An 18504-nucleotide genomic window follows, 5' to 3' on the forward strand; every position below is an offset into this window, starting at 1 on the left:
TCTCGCCAACCGCCACGTGAGGCGCTAGACACATCTCCCGATCAACGGCGGAGCCATCCGGCCCACATGCGCATCGTTCTGGCCACTGACGCCTGGGAGCCCCAGGTCAACGGCGTCGTCCGCACCCTGACCCGCACCGTGGCGGAATGCCGGGGCATGGGCCATGACGTCGACGTCATCGAGCCCAGCCAGTTCAAGACCATCCCCTGCCCGACCTATCCGGAAATCCGGCTGGCGCTGGGGGCCGAGGAAGAGATCCGCGAACGCCTGCGCGCCTTCGAGCCCGAGGCGGTGCATATCGCTACCGAGGGGCCCATCGGCATCGCCACGCGGCGCATCTGCGTGGAATGGAAGCTGCCGTTCACGACCAGCTATCACACCAAATTTCCCGAATATGTCTCGGCCCGGTTCCCGATCCCGGTCCAGGTCGGCTACGCCTATATGAAATGGTTCCACAAGCCGTCGGGCCGGCTGATGGTGGCGACGCCGACCCTGCGCGACGAGCTGGTGGCGCACGGGTTCAAGAACGTCTCGCCCTGGACACGCGGCGTCGACACCGAACAATTCCACCCCGACCTGCCGCGTATCTACGATGAGATGGGTGGAAAGGACTGGCCCCGGCCCTTCTTCCTCAATGTCGGGCGGGTGGCCGTCGAGAAGAATATCGAGGCCTTCCTCGAAACCGATCTGCCTGGCACGAAGATCGTCGTCGGCGACGGTCCGGCGCGGGCCGAACTGGAACAGAAATATCCCGAGGCCAAATTCCTCGGCGCGCGGTTCGGCGAGGAACTGGCGCGCTGCTTCCGTGACGCCGATGTCTTTGTCTTCCCCAGCTGGACCGACACCTTCGGCCTGGTGATCCTGGAGGCGATGGGCACGGGCACGCCGGTCGCCGCCTATCCGGCGCATGGGCCGATCGACATCATTCCAGGGTCGAATGCGGGGGCCATTGACAAGGACCTGCGCACGGCCTGTCTAAAGGCGCTGGAATGCGACCGGGCGGCGGTGAGGGCCTATGCCGAGAAATTCAGCTGGCGCGCCTCGGCCGAGCAGTTCGTCGAGAACCTGCAACCCTATCCCGAGCCCGAGCGCGGCCGCTTCTGGCGCCGTCTGCGCCGGATCGCGCGGTTGAGGCGAAGGGTGGCGGCTTAGAAGCGGTCTCCTCCCCATGAGCATCGCGATTGGGGAGGTGGCGCGGCGCGGCTTCGCGCCGTGACGGAGGGGGCGACGCCGGCCTCAGCCAGTCATCCGCAAATCCCCTCGCACCGGCTCGCCCCCTCCGGCTCGTCGGCTGAATCGCCGACGAGCCACCTCACCATCGCTGCGCGACAGGGAGGAGACGCTGATTTCTATTCCGCCGGCGCGGCCATCACCGTCAAAGCGTTGGCGATCGCGCGCTGCGCGACCAGCTGGTCTTCCGGCAGCGGCACCAGGCCACGGTCCTGCAGATAGCCGCCGCGGCCGGCGGAGGCCTCGGAGAGGAATTCCATCACGAACTGCTCCAGCCCCGGCGTCACGCCGACGTGCTGCTTCTTGACGTAGATGTAGAGGCTGCGGGCCAACGGATAGGAGCCGTCGGCGATGGTGTCGGCGCTCGGCGCGACGCCGTCGATGGTTTCGGCCCGGACGGTGTCCAGGTTCTGCTCGAGGAAGGAATAGCCGAACACGCCCAGCGATCCCGGTGTGCGGCTCAGCGTCTGGACGATAGCGTTGTCATTCTCGCCCGAGTCGACCCAGGCGTTGTCCTCGCGAACGGTATGGGCCAGCGTCTCGAACCGGTCCGAGTCGGTGATGGCGGCCAGGGCGGGGATCAGTTTCGCACCGGGGGACATACCCAGTTCGAGGAAGGCGTCGCGCGTGCCCGAGGTCGGCGGCGGGCCATAGACCTGGATACGCTGGGCCGGCAGGCCGGGATTGACCTGGCTCCACATCGTGGCCGGATTGGCGACGAAAGTGCCGCCGGGGCCGGGCGTCTCCTTGGCCAGACCCAGGTACAGGTCCTGAAGGCGCAGGTTGAAGGTTGCGCCGCTGCGGGCGGTGGCCACGACGATGCCGTCGAAGCCGATCTTGATCTCTACGATGTCGGTGACGCCGTTGGTGCGGCACAGTTCAAACTCCGACGCCTTCATCGGCCGCGAGGCGTTCGCGATGTCCGGCGTGTTCGGACCGACGCCCTGACAGAAGGCCTGGATGCCGCCGCCGGTGCCCAGCGATTCGACGCGCGGTGCGGCGCCGCCCGAGGTGCGGGCGAAATTCTCGGCCACGCGGGTGGCGAAGGGGAAGACGGTCGAGGAGCCGGCGGCCCAGATGCCAGCGCGGGCGGTCTGATTGCCGGCGGACTGGTCGTTGTTGCAGGCCCCGAGGGCGAGCAGGGCGATCGCCGAGGCGGCAGCAAGCAAGGCGCGGGTCATCGTCAGTCTCCGGATCAAGAGCGGTTGGAGCCGCTTGGACCACAGGTTTGTGACGGTCGGACCGACGCTAGTGTGACGGTTCGACGACGGAGGGAGGAATAGGGATTAGGGATTCAGGACCAGGGGTCAGGAAGGACAGGCGGTGGCGTCGGCCCACGCTTCAGCCAACCTTATCGCTCTAATCCCAATCCCTAATCCCTAATCCCTCATCCCTAGATATGGATCGCGTGCCCCAGCGCCCGCAGCGACGCCTCATGGAAGGCCTCGCCGAGGGTGGGGTGGACATGGATGACGCCGGCGACGTCTTCGAGGACCGCGCCCATCTCCAGCATCTGGGCGAAGCTGTTGGACATTTCGGCGACGTGCTGGCCGACGGCCTGCACCCCGAGCAGGCGGTGATCGGATTTCGACGCCAGCACGCGGACGAAGCCGCCGTCCTCGCCGGCCTCGATGGCCAGGGCCCGGCCGATGGCGGCGAGCGGGAAGACAGCGGTGATGACGTCGTCGCGGCCCTCGACATCCAGCGGGCCGAGGCCGGCGGAGACGATCTCGGGCTCGGTGAAACAGACGGCGGCGATGGTGACGGGGTCAAAGCGGCGGTCATGGCCGGCGATGATCTCCGCGACGACCTCGCCCTGGGCCGAGCCCTTGTGGGCCAGCATGGGTTCCCCGGTCAGGTCGCCGACGGCCCAGACGTTGCGCATACTGGTGGCGCAGCGGTCGTCGATCTTCACGAACGGACCGGCCATGGCGACGCCCATGTTCTCGAGGCCCCAGCCCTTGGTGCGCGGACGGCGGCCGACGGTGACGAGGACCTTGTCGGCCTTCAGCTTCCGGGCTTCGCCGTCCTTCGTTGTGAAATTCAGATGGCCCTTTTCGAACGACCCGGCCTTGGCGCCGAGGTGCAGTTCGACGCCGTGCTTCTCGAGCCAGTTCTGGACGGGATCGGTCAGGGCCTTGTCGTAGAGCGGCAGGAGACGGTCGGCCATTTCGACGATGGCCACCTCGGCCCCGAGCTTGCGGAAGGCGATGCCGAGTTCGAGGCCGATATAGCCGCCGCCGACGACGACCAGCTTTTCAGGCACCGCCGACAGGGAAAGGGCCTCGGTCGAGGAGATGACGTCGCCGCCGAAGGGCAGGAAGGGCAGTTCGACCGGCTCGGAGCCGGTGGCGAGGATGACGTTTTCGGCGCTGATGACGATGTCGCCGTCGGCCGTCGTCACCGTGCAGGTCTTGGCATCGGTGAAGTTCGCCCAGCCCTTGATGACCTTGACCTTCGATTTCTTCAGCAGGGCGGCGACGCCCGCGTTCAGCTTCCTGACGATGCCGTCTTTCCACGCCGTGGTCTGGGCAAGGTCGATGGCCGGCTTCGACGCCGTGATGCCGAGCGTGCCGCCGGCGGCAGCCTTGGACACCGTCTCGAATTTCGAGGCCGCGTGGATGATGGCCTTGGACGGGATGCAGCCGACATTCAGGCAGGTGCCGCCAAGGCCGTCGCCGCCGTCCACCAGCACGGTGTCGAGCCCCAGCTGGCCGCAGCGGATCCCCGCGACATAGCCGCCGGTGCCGGCACCGATGATGAGGACCTTGGTTTTGAGGGTTTCTGCCATGGTTCTCAGCTCATCCAGAGGGTCGCGGGATGTTCCAGCAGGCCCTTGATGCGCTGCACGAAGACCGCCGCGTCGTGGCCGTCGACGATGCGGTGATCGAAGCTGGAGGACAGGTTCATCATCTTGCGCACGACCATCTGGCCGTCCTTGACCACCACGCGCTCGGCGATCTTGTTGGGGCCGACGATTGCGACCTCGGGGTGGTTGATGATCGGGGTGTGGACCACCCCGCCCAGCGTGCCCAGCGAGGTGATGGTGATGGTCGAGCCGCTGAGCTCGTCGCGTTTGGCCGAACCGTCCTTGGCGGCGCCCGAGACGCGGGCGATCTCCAGCGCCGTATCCCAGGGGTCGCGCGCCTCGGCGTGGCGGACGACCGGGACCATCAGGCCGTTCGGCGTCTGGGCGGCGATGCCGAGGTGGACGGCGGCGTGGGTGGTCAGGACGCCAGCCTCGTCGTCGTAGTGGCTGTTGATGGTCGGCTGGTCGCGCAGGGCCACGACGATGGCGCGGGCGATGAAGGGCAGGACGTTGAGCTTGGGCTGGTCCTTGGACTTCGTCGAATTGAGGTGGGCGCGGAGTTCCTCGAGCGAAGTGACGTCGATCTCTTCCACATAGGTGATGTGGGGGATGCGGCGGACGCTCTCGGCCATCTTCTCCGCGATCTTGCGGCGCAGGCCGATGATGCGGGTTTCGGTGGTTCCTTCGGCCCTGGCGTAGGTGGAGGACGCCGATGCTCCGGGTGCGGACGATCCGTGACCACCGGAGGCGACGTAGCTGTCGAGATCAGAGTGCTCGATGCGGCCGGCGGGGCCGGAGCCGGGGACAAACTGCAACTCGATCCCGAGGTCGCGGGCGCGGTTTCGGACGGCGGGCGAGGCGAGCGGGCGCTGGCCGACGGCGCGGGTGGTGAAGGCTTCGGCAACGGCCTTCGCCGGGGCCTTGGTCGGGGCGGGAGCAGCGGCTTTCGCTGCCAGAGCCGGTGCGACTTCGGCCTTCGGTGCGGCGGCTTTGGCCGGAGCTGTAGCGGCGGCCTGATTGCCCTTGCCCTCGACCTTGAAGCTGACCAGCGGACCGCCGACGGGCAGTTGCTGGCCCGCGTCGCCATGAAGGGCAACCACGGTTCCGGCGACGGGGCTGGTCAGTTCGACCGTGGCCTTGTCGGTCATGACCTCGGCGAGGAGCTGGTCCTCGGTCACGGCGTCGCCGACCTTCACATGCCAGCCGACGAGCTCGGCCTCGGCGGTGCCTTCGCCCACGTCGGGCAGTTTGAAGACGAAATTGCCGCCGACCGCGGCAGGGGCTGCGACGGGTGCCGCCTCAACCTTGGGCGCTTCCGCCTTGGGAGCCGGGGCCGGTTCAGCCTTGGCGGGCACCGGCGCGGCCTCTGCGGACGCATTGCCCGCGCCCTCGACCTCGAACTCCACCAGCGGCGAGCCGACGGCCAGTTGCTGGCCGGGTTCGCCATGGGCGGCCAGCACCTTGCCGGCGACGGGCGAGGTCAGCTCGACCGTGGCCTTGTCGGTCATGATGTCGGCGATGATCTGGTCCTCGGCGACCATGTCGCCGACCTTCACATGCCAGGCGACCAGTTCGGCCTCGGCGGTGCCTTCGCCCACGTCGGGCAGTTTGAAGACGTAGCGACCCATCCTAGCGCCCTCCGGTCATGACGGCTTTCAGGGCCGTGGCGACCCGTTCGGGTCCCGGGAAATATTCCCACTCGAAGGCGTGCGGATAGGGGGTGTCCCAGCCGGTCACCCGCGCGATCGGCGCCTCCAGATGATAGAAGCAGCGCTCCTGCACCAGGGCCGACAGCTCGCCGCCGAAGCCCGAGGTTTTCGGCGCCTCATGGACGATGACGCAGCGGCCGGTCTTCTTCACGCTGGCCTCGATGGTCTCGATGTCGAGCGGCACGAGGGTGCGCAGGTCGATGACCTCGGCGTCGACACCGGCGTGTTCGGCGCCGGCGAGTGAGACCCAGACCATGGTGCCGTAGCAGAGGATGGTGACGTCGGCACCCTCGCGCATGATCCGCGCCTTGCCGATCGGTTCGACGTATTTGCCGGTCGGGACTTGGGCGAGGTCCTGCGCCTTCCAGGGGCTGACCGGCTTCTGGTGCCAGCCGTCGAAGGGGCCGTTGTAGAGGCGTTTGGGCTCGAAGAAGATGACCGGGTCGTCGTCCTCGATGGCCGCGGTCAGCAGGCCCTTGGCGTCATAGGGGTTGGACGGGATGACGACCTTCAGGCCCGCGATGTGGGTGAACAGGCTTTCCGGCGACTGGCTGTGGGTCTGGCCGCCGAAGATTCCGCCGCCGTACGGCGAACGCACCGTGATCGGGCTGGTGAACTGGCCGGCCGAGCGATAGCGCAGCTTGGCCGCCTCGGAGACGATCTGGTCGTAGGCCGGATAGATGTAGTCGGCGAACTGGATCTCGACGACGGGACGCAGGCCATAGGCCCCCATGCCGATGGCGGCGGCGACGATGCCGCATTCGCTGATCGGGGCGTCGAAGCTGCGGGTCAGGCCGTGCTTCTTCTGCAGATGGTCGGTGACGCGGAAGACGCCGCCGAAATAGCCCGCGTCCTCGCCGAAGCTGAGGACATTGGGGTCCTCGGTCATCTTGATGTCGAGGGCCGAGTTGAGCGCTTGGATCATGTTCATGGGCATGACGGCGGCGGTCTCGGGTGCCTCGGACTTCGGCGCGTGGTTCTGGTCGACCATGTCGGGCTCGACGCCGTCGGCGCGGTCGGAAGCAGTGAAGGTGGTTTGCTCGCTCATGATCAGACCCCCACCTCGCGGCGTTGTTCGGTGATGCGCCAGTCCTCGGTCGCATAGACCTCTTCAAACATGGTCTTCACCGAGGGGCGCGACTGGCCGAGCGTGCCGATCGCCTCGGACTCCTTGCCGGCGGCGCGGACCTGGTCGACGGCCTCGGCCTCGGCGGCCGTCTGCTGGTCGTCGGACCATTCGCCGAGGGCGATCAGATGCTGTTTCAGACGGGCGATCGGGTCGCCAAGCGGCCATTTCTCGGCCTCGTCCGCGGGGCGGTAGCGCAACGGATCGTCCGAGGTCGAGTGCGGGGCACCACGGTAGGTGAACAGTTCGATCACGGTCGCGCCCTGATTGGAGCGGGCGCGCTCCTCGGCCCACTGGGTCGCGGCCCAGACGGCGAGGAAGTCGTTGCCGTCGACGCGCAGGGCCGGAAGGCCGTAGCCGATGGCCTTGGAGGCGAAGGTCGTTTCAAGCCCGCCGGCGATGCCCTGGAAGGAGCTGATGGCCCACTGGTTGTTGACGATGTTGAGGATGACCGGGGCGCGATACACGCTGGCGAAGGTCAGGGCGTTGTGGAAGTCGCCCTCGGCCGTGGCACCGTCGCCGATCCAGGTGATGGCGATCTTGTCGTCGCCCTTGTAGGCGCTGGCCATGGCCCAGCCGACGGCCTGCGGCACCTGGGTGCCCAGATTGCCGCTGATGGTGAAGAAGCCGTAGTCCTTCGCCGAATACATGATCGGCAGCTGGCGGCCCTTGATCGGGTCCGAGGCGTTCGAATAAATCTGGTTCATCATGGTCGCCAGCGGATAGCCGCGCGCGATCAGAAGGCCCTGCTGGCGATAGGTGGGGAAGCCCATGTCCTCACGCGACAGGATCATGCCCTGGGCGACCGCGATCGCCTCTTCACCGGTACATTTCATGTAGAAGCTGGTCTTGCCCTGGCGGTGGGCGCGATGCATCCGGTCGTCGAAGGCACGGGTCAGGATCATGGCCTTCAGGCCGCGCCGCATCGTCTCGGCGTCCAGCTTCGGATTCCACGGGCCGACGGCCTTGCCGTCATCATCCAGCACGCGGACCAGCCGGAAGGCGTGGTCGCGCATGTCGAACGGAGCCGTGGACACCTCGGGCCGTTCGACGGCACCGACGGGGTCCAGTTTCAGGTGGCTGAAATCGGTCGGATCGCCCGGCCGGCCGGATGGTTCCGGCACGCGCAGGGACAGCGGCTGTCTGTTTGGCTTCTTCATTCCATCCTGCCGTTCGGTTGATCCGACCGCGTTTTCCTCGAGCCCGCCGTTTAGCACGGGGCGTTTGGCAAGGCTCGCTCGATTTTGACCTTGCCTTGGGTGGTTCTGCGGTATTTTATTGCGTGATTACTAGTTCAGGAGAAACGCCTTGGCTGATGATCTGGATCCCGTCGACGCCCGCATTCTGGATATCCTGCAGCAGGACGCCGGTCTGTCGGTAGCCGAGGTGGCGGATCGCGTCGGCCTGTCGGCCTCGCCGTGCTGGCGCCGCATCAAGAGACTGGAGGACACCGGCTTCATTCGCAAGCGGGTGACCCTTCTGGACGCGACCAAGCTGGGTCTGGATTTCGAGGTCTATGCCATCGTCAAGCTGAGCCTGCCCTCGACCGAGAACCTCGACGCCTTCGAGGCGGCCGTAGGGGCCTGGCCCGAGGTGGTGCAGTGCGCCACCATCACCGGACGCGAGGACTATGTGTTACGCATCATCACCTCGGACATGCACGCCTTCGACCAGTTCCTGCGCCTCAAGCTGCTCAGCCTCGGCATCGTCTCGGACTGCGAGAGCCACATCGTCACCCGGGGCGTGAAGAATGTGACCGCCCTGCCGCTGGGCATCATCACGCCGCACGTCAGCTGAGCCCCATTACCAATCCTTGAGTTGGCGACCCGGATGCGCGGACCCATAGTGACGTTCGAACTTCGGGGGAGCGCCCAGCGTATGGTGTCAGCCATAGCCGTGTCCTGCATCCTGCTCACGGGCGCGTCGGCATTGGCCCAGACGACAGTGGAATCGGACGTCGCCGCCTTTCGTCGTCTGCGCGCCGAGGGTATCGCCGCCGCCAATGCGGACGACCTGGCGGGCGCGACCCGGCTGCTGGCCGAGGCCGACGCGCGCATTCCCAACCATCCCGGGTTGATGCTGATGCGGGCGCGGCTGGCGGTCGCAGCCGGTCAGCCCGAAGAGGCCATGACCCAGCTCAATCGCTTCGCCGGGGCGGGTCTGACGACGAACCTGGCCGCCGACCGGGCGCTGTCGACCTTGGGCGGTCATCCGGACTTCGACGCCCTGGCCGCTGTCATCGAGGCCAATCGCGTGCCCGTCGGCACCGGTCGCCTGACTGAACTCGCGCGGATCGGCGGGTCGGTCATTGCGGAAAGCCTGGTCCGGGATGAGACCCGAGGGCGCTGGCTGGTGTCGCAAGTGCGGGGGCGGACGATCGTGGCCCTGGCCGACGACGGGACCGTCACGGATTTTCTGGCCCTCGGCGCGGAACCGGACATCGGCGGTGTGCTGGGGATGGCGCTCGACACAGAGGCCGGTGTTCTGTGGGCGGCCACCTCGCCCCTCGCCCCCGCTTTGCGTGGACTGGGCACCGACGCCGTCCTTCCGCCCCCTGAACTGCTGAAGATCGATCTGACGACGGGCGCGGTCCTGGCCCGGCCAGCCCCGCCGTCGGGAGCCCTGGAACGCGGCTTGGGCGACATCGTCCGCGCGCCGGACGGGGCGATCCATGTCGCCGATTCAGTGACCGGCGAACTGCTGGTCCTGAGACCCGGCTCCATGGCGTTGGAGGTGCTGCTTCCGGCCGGAACCCTGGGCTCACCGCAGGGGATGGTGGTGACGCCGGAGGGTACGGCCCTGATCGTCGCGGACTATTCCTCGGGCCTCTGGCGCATCGACCGGCCGAACGGTGCCGCAAGTCGGCTGTCCGCCCCTGCGATCGACAGCCTGGTCGGCGTGGACGGCCTGACCACGGACGGCCGGTTCCTGTACGGATTCCAGAATGGCGTGGCGCCGCAACGGGTCCTGAAGCTGGCGCTGGACGCCGACTGGGGACGGATCGTGTCGGTCGAGGTTCTGGCCGCCAACCTGCCGATGATCGATGAGCCCACGACAGGGCTGGTCCGGAATCGCGAACTGGTGTTCGTTTCCCGTTCGCAGTGGAGCGATTTCGGCAGCGACGGGGCACAGACGACGCCCGCGCCCGCGCCGGCGATAATCGCCAGGCTGCCGCTGGAATGAACGGAGCCTGACATGATCGAGATGGTGATCGACGCCCGCCGCAAGGACCTGGGCGGGTTCGAGGTAGGACGCGTCCTGCCGTTTCACGCTCGGCGGATGGTCGGGCCATTCATATTTCTCGACCAGATGGGGCCGGCAGCGTTCGCGCCGGGGTCGGAGGCGATCAATGTGCGGCCTCATCCGCATATCGGCCTGTCGACCCTGACCTATCTGTTCGAGGGCGAGATCATGCACCGGGACAATACCGGCGCGACCCAGGCCATCCGCCCGGGCGAGGTCAACTGGATGACCGCCGGCAAGGGCATCGTCCATTCCGAGCGCACGGATCCGCTCAGGAAGAGCACGGGCGGACCCATGCACGGCATGCAGGCCTGGATCGCCCTGCCGGAGGAGTCCGAGGAAGCCGACCCCCGCTTTCATCATCACGGCGAGGCAGACCAGCCGGCCTATGAAAGCGGCGGCCTGTTCGCGCGGCTTGTGGCGGGCGAGGCCTATGGTGCCAAGGCCGCCGTGCCAGTGTCGTCGCCCCTGTTCTATGTCCACTGGGAACTGGCCGAGGGCGTCCGGACAGCGCCGCCGCCGGGCAAGGGGGCGGGGGGTTATTCCGAGCGCGCCCTGTACGTCGCAAAGGGCGAAATCGAGGTCGGGGACCGGGTCTTCAACGAGGGTCAGATGATCATTCTGGAGCCGACCGCCGAGCCCACCATCAAGGCGCTGAAGCCTTCGACCGTCATGGTGATGGGCGGCGAGCCGGTCGGGCCGCGCATCATCTGGTGGAATTTCGTGCATTCGAAACAGGAGCGGATCGACCAGGCGAAAGCTGACTGGAAGGCCGGGCGCATGGCCCTGCCGACCGAGGACGACGTCGAATTCATTCCCCTGCCCGACGCTCCGTCGACGCCCGAGCCGGCACCGGCGGCGGTCAAGCCCGAGCCGACTCACCCGGTCTAGAGCCGTCCAGACAGCGGCCTCTGCGGACTACGGGTCTTGAATCGCAACGCATGGACCCGATCTTCGGCCCATGACCCAGTTCTCCGTGCTTGACCTGTCGCCCGTCGTCCAGGGGGGCGACGCCCGGCAGGCGCTGCTGGAAACGACCGCCTACGCCCAGGCCGCCGACCGGCTGGGGTTCAAGCGGTTCTGGGTCGCCGAACACCACAACATGCCGGGCATCGCGAGCGCCGCGACCGCCGTGGTGATCGGCCAGATCGCCGGGGCGACCGAACGCATCCGGGTCGGCTCGGGCGGGATCATGCTGCCCAACCATCCGCCACTGGTGATCGCCGAACAGTTTGGCACCCTCGAGGCCCTGTATCCCGGCCGGATCGACCTGGGCCTTGGTCGCGCGCCCGGCACGGACGGCGAGACAGCGCGCGCCCTGCGCCGCTATTTTGAGGCCGCCGACCAGTTTCCGCGCGATGTGATGGAGCTGCAGGCCTTCCTCGACGATCCGGTCGAGGGCCAGCGGGTCACGGCCTGGCCGGGGGCGGGATCGAAGGTTCCGATCTGGTTGCTGGGCTCCAGCCTGTTCAGCGCGGAACTGGCCGCGCATCTGGGCCTGCCCTTCGCCTTCGCCAGCCATTTTGCGCCCGAGCTGCTCATGCAGGCGCTGGAGACCTATCGCGCCGGTTTCAGGCCGTCGAAGGCCCTTGCTGAGCCCTATTCGATGGCCGCGATCAATGTGTTCGCCGCCGAGACCGACGCGGCGGCGGAGCGGCTGTCGACCTCGATGCAGCAGGCCTTTGCGGCGGTGGTGACCGGCACGCCGGGCAGGGTGAAGCCGCCGGTGGACGACATCACCACGGTGCTGGACTCGCGCCAGATCGCGGCGGTGCAGAGCCGTCTGACCTATGCCGCCATCGGCGGACGCGAGACCGTGCGCGCCAGACTGGCCGACTTCGCGGCCCGGACCGGCGTGGACGAAGTCATGGTCACCGGCATGGTTTTCGACGTCGACGAGCGTATCCGCAGCCTCGAGATCACGGCCGAAGCGGTGAAGGGGCTCTAGACGACACCGGGCATGCGGAGAAACGCCAGCAACAGCCGGTTCACTTCGTCTGCCTGCTCCTGCTGGATCCAGTGGCCGGCACCGGGCACCTCGACCTGCATCCGCAGATCCGGCACCCAGTCCTTCAAGCCTGCCTCGTGCTGACCGGAGTAGTTTCGCACCGGATCGCGCTCACCGACCACGAAGGCGGCGGGCACGCGGATGAGCGCGTCCTGCAGGTGGGCGGTCAGCGCCCAGTTGCGGTCGAGGTTGCGATACCAGTCGACCGGCCCCTTGAAGCCGCCGGCCGCAAAGGCTTCGACGTATTCGCGGAAATGCGCCTCGCTCATCCACGGCGGCAGGGTCGCGTCGTCGGGGACCGTCGAGATGAAGGTCTCGCCGTCGGGAATGAAACCGGTCGATTGCCGCTCGTCCGGCGTCGCACCGTCATAGGCATGAAAGGCCTTGCGCAGAGCGGTCGTCGGATCGACATCAAACACTTGATGCGCGTCGCCGGCCTGAAACCGGTTGATGTAGAGGTCGCCGCGACCGAGCCGTTTCGAGATCGCGGCCATGGCCGCGGTCGGAGGCCCCTTCGGCCGACGAGGCTGGAACGGCACCGACAGGCCGAATACCGCGCGGAACATGTCTGGCCGCATCAAGGCGCAGTGCCAGGCCACCGGTGCCCCCCAGTCGTGGCCGACGACGACGCATTGGGTCTCACCCAGCGCCCGGACGAGATCGACCATGTCGCCGACGAGATGCAGGATGGAATAATCCGCGACGTCAGTCGGTCTCTCCGTTGAACCATAGCCGCGCATGTCCGGCGCGACGGCGTGGAAGCCGGCGTCCCCCAGGGCCTGGACCTGCGCCCGCCAGCTGATCCCGAGCTCCGGAAAGCCGTGGATCAGCAACACCAGCGGACCGGTCCCGGCCTCGAGGATCTGCTGCTTCAGGCCGTCGGTCTGGATGTGTCGGGTTTGCATGGGTCCAAGGGACCACCGTCCCGGTCGGGCCGCAAGGCTAGAGCGTGACGCCTGTGGTTCGCATGATCTCGGCGCGGAGCTCGGGCATGCCGTCGCCCTTCTCGGCCGAGGTGACGATCACGGCAGGATAGGCGGCACCGCGTTTGGATACGCCCTTCAGCGTCTCCGCCTGAACCTTTTCCGCTTCGCCCTTCTTGAGCTTGTCGGCCTTGGTCAGAATTATCTGGTAGCTGACGGCGGCCAGATCGAGGGCATCCAGGGCCTCGTCATCGACCTTCTTGAGCCCGTGGCGGGCATCGATCAGCAGATAGACCCGCTTCAACGTGACCCGCCCGCGCAGATAGTCGCGGCCCAGGTCCTGGAATTTCTTCACCGTAGATTTGGACGCCTTGGCCCAGCCGTAGCCGGGCAGGTCGACCAGCCGCATCCTGCCGTCGAGATCGAAGAAATTGACCTCGCGCGTCCGACCCGGCTCGTTCGAGGCGCGGGCCAGCTTATGCATGCCGACCAGGCCGTTGATCAGGCTGGACTTGCCGACATTCGACCGGCCCGCGAAGGCGACCTCGGGCAGGTCCGGGTCGGGCAGCTGCTCGATCTTGGCGCAACCCATGACGAAGGTCGCGGGTCGGGCGAACAGGATACGTCCCTGTTCCAGGTCCTCTGGGGTGAAGTCGTCCAACTCAGGCCTTCTTCAATCGCGAGCGCATCTGTTCGATGAAGGTGTCGATCGGGTTCTCGGCCTTCAACCGGTGCATGATCACATACTGCTGGATGATGGTCAGGATGTTGGACCAGGCCCAGTAGATCAGCAGGCCCGCCGGGAAGGTGGCCATGATGAAGGTGAAGACGATCGGCATGAAGGCGAAGATCTTGCGCTGCATCGGATCCGGCGCCGGCGGGCTCATCGCCATCTGCAGCCACATGGTCAGGCCGTAGAAGATGGCCAGGATGCTGAGGGCGAAGGTGCCGACCAGGTAGCTGCCGATCAACGGCGTCGAGGACGGGTCCCAGGGGATCAGGCCAAACAGGTTCCAGATCGTCGACGGGTCGGCCGCAGACAGGTCACGGATCCAGCCGACGAACGGCGCGTGCCGCATCTCGATGGTGACGAACAGCATCTTGTAGACGGCGTAGAAGACGGGGATCTGCAGCAGGAGCGGCAGGCAGCCCGCCAGCGGATTGATTTTCTCCTTCTGATACAGCGCCATCAGCTCCTTCTGCTGGGCGGCAGGATCGTCGGGGTGCTTCTTCTTCAACTCCTCCATCTTGGGCTGGAGAGTCCGCATCTTGGACATGCTCTCGTAGCTCTTGTTGGCCAGCGGGAACATGACGAGACGCACGGTCAGGGTCAGGCCCAGGATGGCGACGCCGAAGTTGCCGAACCAGCCATAGAACAGCTCGATGAGCATGAAGATCGGGCGCGTCAGGAAGAACAGGAAGCCCCAGTCGATCGCATAGATGAAGCGCGGAAGGTTCAGCTCCTTCTCATAGCCGGACAGGATCTCGTTGCGCTTGGCGCCGGCGAACAGTCGCTGGGTCTCGGTGATCTGGCGGCCCGGCGCGATGGTGTGCGTCTCGCCCAGCATGGTGGCGGAATGCACATCGGCGTGGGCGGCGTCGGTGACGCGGAAGGCGGCCTGGATGCGCTCGTCCTGCTGCGGGATCAGGGCGGCCAGCCAGTATTTGTCGGTGATGCCCATCCACCCTCCGGTGGAGGTGTGTTCCTGGAGCGGCTTCTTGGCCCAGGCTTGGTATTTCAGCTGCTCCGTGACGTATTTTCCGTCCGAACCGAAGGTGCCGATGCCACCTTCGTGCAGGACCTGCTGGCGGCCCAGGTCGTCGGGCACGCCCTGCCGTTCGATCCGGCCCCAAGGCGCGATGGCTATCGGCTGGGCGCTGAAGTTGGCGACGGTGTCGGTGATCGTGAACAGATACTGATTGTCGATGGCGATGCGGCGCGTGAAGCGCAGGCCCGCGCCGTTGTCCCAGGTGAGGGTGACGGGGGTCGCTGGAGTCAGGGTCGCGCCTTCGGTCAGGCGCCAGGGCGTCTGCGGGCCGGGCACCCCACCGGGGACGTTGGGGCCGTTCCAGCCGAACTGGGCCTGATAGGCGTGGCGCATTCCCTCAGGGCGGAACAGCTCGACGGCGGGCGAGCCCTTTTCGATGGTCTCCTGATATTTGGTCAGGAACAGGTCGTCGATCCGCGCCCCCCGCAGGGACAGCGATCCCGTCACAGTGCCGGTCTGGATCGGGACCCGCGCCCCGCCGCGGGCCAGGGCGACGGTGCGGTCCGTGGTGAAGACGGGGGCACTGGTCGATGGCGCGGCAAGCGCGGCGTTCGGGCTGGTCTGTTCAGCGGCAGCCTGCTGCGCGGCGCGGCGGCGCTCGGCCTGCGGCTGCATCACGAAATAGCTGTAGGCCATCAGCATGATGGCCGCGATCACGACAAAGATGATCGTGTTTCGGCTGTTGTCTTGAGGAGGCATGGAGATCAGGAATCCTGGCCGGCGGAAGCGGGCTTGTTCGGCGCGTCTTGGGGCGCCGGCCGCGGGGTCGCGAGCCTTGTAAGCGCCGATTTCACATCGTCAAGCAAACGGTCCCAGGGACGGTCCACCGTGCCGGCGCGAGCGATGAAGACATAGTCGCTGCCGGAGACCGCCAACAGGGGGGCCATGGCCCGCGCGGCCTCTCTCAGACGGCGCTTGGCGCGATTGCGGATGACGGCGTTGCCGATCTTGCGGGTCGCGGTGAAACCGAGCCGCACGACCGGCGCTCCGTCACCGCGGGCCAGCCGCTGCACCACCACGGCACCACGGGCCTCTGAAACGCCCTTCGCGGCCGCCAGGAACTGGGGCCGCGAAGTCATGCGTTCGATTTTGAAGAGTTCGGCCATGCGCCCGAGCACAGGCGCCGGACGACTTAGGCCGTCAGGCGCTTGCGGCCCTTGGCGCGACGCCGCGCAACAATCTTCTGTCCGTTCTTGGTGGCCATCCGCGAACGGAAGCCGTGACGGCGCTTGCGCACGAGTCGCGACGGCTGATAGGTCCGCTTCACGTTCGGCTCCTGGGACTGAAATCTGATGAGCGGCGGAAAGGCGTCCGTCGCGGGAAGGGCGGGCGTATAAGCGGCAGGGCCTGAACTGTCAACGCCAACGGCCCTTCGGCGGAGAGAGAATGAACCGGTTCAAACGCTTTGCGCCTCTGATCATACTGGCCGGCGTCATCGCCCTGATCTTTGCCATGGGCTGGAACCGCTATCTGTCGCTCGACACCATCCGCGATCATGGCGCGGAATTCCACGCCTTCCGTGACGCGAACTATCTTCTGTGCCTGCTGATCCTGATGGCGGTGTTTGCCATCCTGACGGCCAGCGTGGTGCCGGGCGTGTTCTTCGTGACCATCACTGCGGGCTATCTGTTCGGCCCCTGGGTCGGCGGAGTCTCGACTGCGATCGCCGCTACGGTCGGTGCCCTGATTGTCTATACGGTCGCGCGGTCGGCGCTGGGCGAGGCGTTGCGACAAAAGGCCGAGCGCGACCAGGGCATGATGCAGAAGGTCTGTCAGGCCATCGACAAGGATACATTCTGGTATGTCCTGGCGTCGCGTCTGGCGGTCGTCGTGCCCTTCCATATGATCAATGTGGCGGCGGGGATCATGTCAGTCCGGCTGGTCCCGTACACGATGGCCACCGTCGTCGGCCTTCTGCCCGCGCATATCATCTACTGCTGGATCGGGGCGCGGCTGAACGAGCTGCTGCAGACCAATCCCGATCCGGACTTCCAGGCCCTGTTCGGCCAGTTCTGGGCCCCGATGGCGGGCGTGTTCGTGCTGGCGGTCGTGTTGCCGTTCGCCCTCAAGGGCCTGCAGAAGGTCCTCGGCCGACAGGCACCGGCATGACCGGCGCAGCTTTTGGCCCGAGCTTTGCGTTAGGCGGGGCATGAACCGCCTTCGGTCCCTGTTGAGCGATGTCCGCAGCCGACTGCGCGTGCCCGCAGACTGGCGCGAACGGCTGAAATTCCATGCCCCCGATGCTCTCGCCTGGCGGCTGCTGCTACTGACGTTCGGCTTCACCGTGGTGGTCGAGGTCCTGATCATCGCCCCCAGCGCCGCCAGCTTCCACGAGCGCTGGCTTCTGGACCGGCTGCAGTCGGCCGAGCTGGCCTCGGTCGGGGTCGAGGCCCTGCCTTATTCCGCGGTCGAGGACGACACTGCCGAACAGCTGCTGCGCATCGGCGGGGTGCAGGCCGTGGTCGTCGGCGACCAGGGCGTGCGCCGGCTGCTGCTGCAGGCTCCCAACCTGCCTCGCACGCCCGACCTGATCGATTTGAGACAGCGACGGCCCGTGGCCCGAACCCTCGACCCGTGGCGCACCCTGTTCGGCCATCCGGACCGGTCGATCCGCGTTCAGGCGCGACCGCGCTACCGCTCGGGCGACTTCATCGAGATCCTGGCCCCGGCCCAGCCGCTGAAGCTGGAACTGCGCGCCTTTCTGTTGAACAGCCTGCTCATGTCGCTGCTGATCTCGATGGTCGCAGGGGGACTGTTGTACGGCGGTCTGGCCTTCCTGGTGCTTCAACCGCTGCGGCGAGTGACCCGTTCGATCGAGCATTTTGCCATCGATCCCGCGCGCGAGGGCGATCCGCCCAGCGATCGGCATGACGAAATCGGCCGCGTCGAACGCGAACTGGCACGGATGCAGGAGGAGGTGCGGGTCTCGTTGCGCTCCCGGGCCCGTCTGGTGGCACTGGGCGAGGCGGTGGCCAAGATCAATCACGACCTGCGCAACATGCTGACCTCGGCCCAGCTCGCGTCCGAGCGGCTGGCCGATTCCCCCGATCCGGAGGTGGCCCGGGTTCTGCCCCGGCTGGAGCGCGCCCTGGGCCGGGCCGCCGCCCTGTCCCGCAATGTGCTCGAATACGGCAAGAGCGAGGAGCCTGCGCCCCAGCGCATCCGCATCGCCCTGGCGGCGGCCATCGCCGCGGCCGCGGAGGACGCCGGGCTGACTGCCGAAGGGGTGCGCCTGACCAGGACGGTGCCCGCACGGTTCGCCGTCCACGCCGACCCCGACCAGCTGCATCGCATCCTGGTCAATCTGATGCGCAACGCCCGTCAGGCCATCGAGGGCGACGCCACCCGGCGCACAGGCCGCAAGGGTCTGGTGCGGGTGACGGCCTCCAGCGAGGGCGACGACTGCATCCTGCGCGTGGCCGACGACGGCCCCGGCATTCCGCCCCGGCTGTCGGAAAGCCTGTTCGAGCCCTTCGTCAGCGGCCGCGCGTCCGACGGAGCCGGACTGGGGCTGGCCATTTCCCGTGAGCTCGCGGTCAGCCACGGCGGCATGCTGACTCTGGTCGAGACCGGACCGGCCGGCACGACCTTCGAGCTGCGCCTGCCGCTCTGAAACCGAAGACGGCGCCAAATCGCGCGACCGGCGTTATGTCTGGCGAAGCCGCACGAAACCGCGCAGCTTGACTG

General features: G+C 67.0%; 17 protein-coding genes. 7 read left to right on the plus strand and 10 right to left on the minus strand.

The window, feature by feature from the left end:
- The first annotated feature begins 66 nt into the window (after positions 1–66).
- Entirely contained in the window at positions 67–1152 is a 1086-nt protein-coding gene (locus ACP7AS_RS01485) for a glycosyltransferase family 4 protein (protein ID WP_426027054.1), read from the plus strand.
- Between the two features lie 197 nt (positions 1153–1349).
- Here ACP7AS_RS01485 and ACP7AS_RS01490 read toward each other — a convergent pair whose 3' ends face one another.
- From ACP7AS_RS01490 to ACP7AS_RS01510, 5 genes are all read right to left on the minus strand, one after another.
- Positions 1350–2411 carry a substrate-binding domain-containing protein gene (locus ACP7AS_RS01490; RefSeq protein ID WP_426027055.1) on the minus strand — a complete coding sequence of 354 codons (1062 nt, stop codon included), beginning with the start codon at positions 2409–2411 and terminating at the stop codon, positions 1350–1352.
- Between the two features lie 212 nt (positions 2412–2623).
- Positions 2624–4021, minus strand: a complete 1398-nt coding sequence (gene lpdA / locus ACP7AS_RS01495; protein WP_426027056.1) for a dihydrolipoyl dehydrogenase — start codon at positions 4019–4021, stop codon at positions 2624–2626.
- A 5-nt stretch (positions 4022–4026) separates the two neighbouring features.
- On the minus strand, positions 4027–5667 hold the full coding sequence (locus ACP7AS_RS01500) for a 2-oxo acid dehydrogenase subunit E2 (protein ID WP_426027057.1): 1641 nt from the start codon (positions 5665–5667) through the stop codon (positions 4027–4029).
- Between the two features lies 1 nt (position 5668).
- Positions 5669–6796: an alpha-ketoacid dehydrogenase subunit beta gene (locus tag ACP7AS_RS01505; protein ID WP_426027058.1), complete on the minus strand. Its 1128-nt coding sequence runs from the start codon at positions 6794–6796 to the stop codon at positions 5669–5671.
- A 2-nt stretch (positions 6797–6798) separates the two neighbouring features.
- Complete coding sequence (locus ACP7AS_RS01510) at positions 6799–8034, minus strand: thiamine pyrophosphate-dependent enzyme (protein ID WP_426027059.1); 1236 nt, start codon at positions 8032–8034, stop codon at positions 6799–6801.
- 148 nt (positions 8035–8182) lie between these two features.
- Between ACP7AS_RS01510 and ACP7AS_RS01515 the strand changes: the two genes are divergently transcribed.
- The 4 genes from ACP7AS_RS01515 to ACP7AS_RS01530 all read left to right on the plus strand — a co-directional run bounded on the left by ACP7AS_RS01515 (position 8183) and on the right by ACP7AS_RS01530 (position 12065).
- Positions 8183–8671 (plus strand): Lrp/AsnC family transcriptional regulator, encoded by a 489-nt coding sequence (locus ACP7AS_RS01515; protein ID WP_426027060.1) that lies wholly within the window; start codon positions 8183–8185, stop codon positions 8669–8671.
- An 81-nt stretch (positions 8672–8752) separates the two neighbouring features.
- The gene (locus tag ACP7AS_RS01520) at positions 8753–10057 is read left to right on the plus strand and encodes a tetratricopeptide repeat protein (RefSeq protein WP_426027061.1); all 1305 of its coding nucleotides are present in this window, start codon (positions 8753–8755) and stop codon (positions 10055–10057) included.
- 12 nt (positions 10058–10069) lie between these two features.
- The gene (locus tag ACP7AS_RS01525; protein ID WP_426027062.1) at positions 10070–11008 is read left to right on the plus strand and encodes a pirin family protein; all 939 of its coding nucleotides are present in this window, start codon (positions 10070–10072) and stop codon (positions 11006–11008) included.
- A 70-nt stretch (positions 11009–11078) separates the two neighbouring features.
- Positions 11079–12065: an LLM class flavin-dependent oxidoreductase gene (locus ACP7AS_RS01530; RefSeq protein WP_426027063.1), complete on the plus strand. Its 987-nt coding sequence runs from the start codon at positions 11079–11081 to the stop codon at positions 12063–12065.
- Here ACP7AS_RS01530 and ACP7AS_RS01535 read toward each other — a convergent pair.
- From ACP7AS_RS01535 to rpmH, 5 genes are read right to left on the minus strand one after another with little or no spacing between them, the layout of a single operon-like run.
- A complete protein-coding gene (locus tag ACP7AS_RS01535) occupies positions 12062–13030 on the minus strand; it encodes an alpha/beta fold hydrolase (RefSeq protein ID WP_426027064.1) in 969 nt (322 codons plus the stop codon). The two genes, ACP7AS_RS01530 and ACP7AS_RS01535, sit on opposite strands and share 4 nt — an antisense overlap.
- Before the next feature lie 37 nt (positions 13031–13067).
- A complete protein-coding gene (yihA, locus tag ACP7AS_RS01540) occupies positions 13068–13709 on the minus strand; it encodes a ribosome biogenesis GTP-binding protein YihA/YsxC (protein ID WP_426027065.1) in 642 nt (213 codons plus the stop codon).
- A gap of 1 nt (position 13710) precedes the next feature.
- The gene (gene yidC, locus ACP7AS_RS01545; RefSeq protein ID WP_426027066.1) at positions 13711–15516 is read right to left on the minus strand and encodes a membrane protein insertase YidC; all 1806 of its coding nucleotides are present in this window, start codon (positions 15514–15516) and stop codon (positions 13711–13713) included.
- A 5-nt stretch (positions 15517–15521) separates the two neighbouring features.
- Complete coding sequence (gene rnpA, locus ACP7AS_RS01550) at positions 15522–15923, minus strand: ribonuclease P protein component (protein WP_426027067.1); 402 nt, start codon at positions 15921–15923, stop codon at positions 15522–15524.
- 26 nt (positions 15924–15949) lie between these two features.
- On the minus strand, positions 15950–16084 hold the full coding sequence (rpmH, locus tag ACP7AS_RS01555) for a 50S ribosomal protein L34 (RefSeq protein ID WP_003164000.1): 135 nt from the start codon (positions 16082–16084) through the stop codon (positions 15950–15952).
- A gap of 119 nt (positions 16085–16203) precedes the next feature.
- On the opposite strand from rpmH, the gene ACP7AS_RS01560 reads away from it, so the two are divergent.
- Together ACP7AS_RS01560 and ACP7AS_RS01565 are read left to right on the plus strand one after the other, a co-directional pair.
- Entirely contained in the window at positions 16204–16926 is a 723-nt protein-coding gene (locus ACP7AS_RS01560) for a TVP38/TMEM64 family protein (RefSeq protein WP_426027068.1), read from the plus strand.
- A 40-nt stretch (positions 16927–16966) separates the two neighbouring features.
- Positions 16967–18430 (plus strand): sensor histidine kinase, encoded by a 1464-nt coding sequence (locus ACP7AS_RS01565; RefSeq protein ID WP_426027069.1) that lies wholly within the window; start codon positions 16967–16969, stop codon positions 18428–18430.
- Positions 18431–18504 lie beyond the last annotated feature (74 nt).

This window comes from Brevundimonas sp. TWP2-3-4b2 (genome assembly GCF_049897345.1).
Taxonomy (GTDB): Bacteria; Pseudomonadota; Alphaproteobacteria; order Caulobacterales; family Caulobacteraceae; genus Brevundimonas.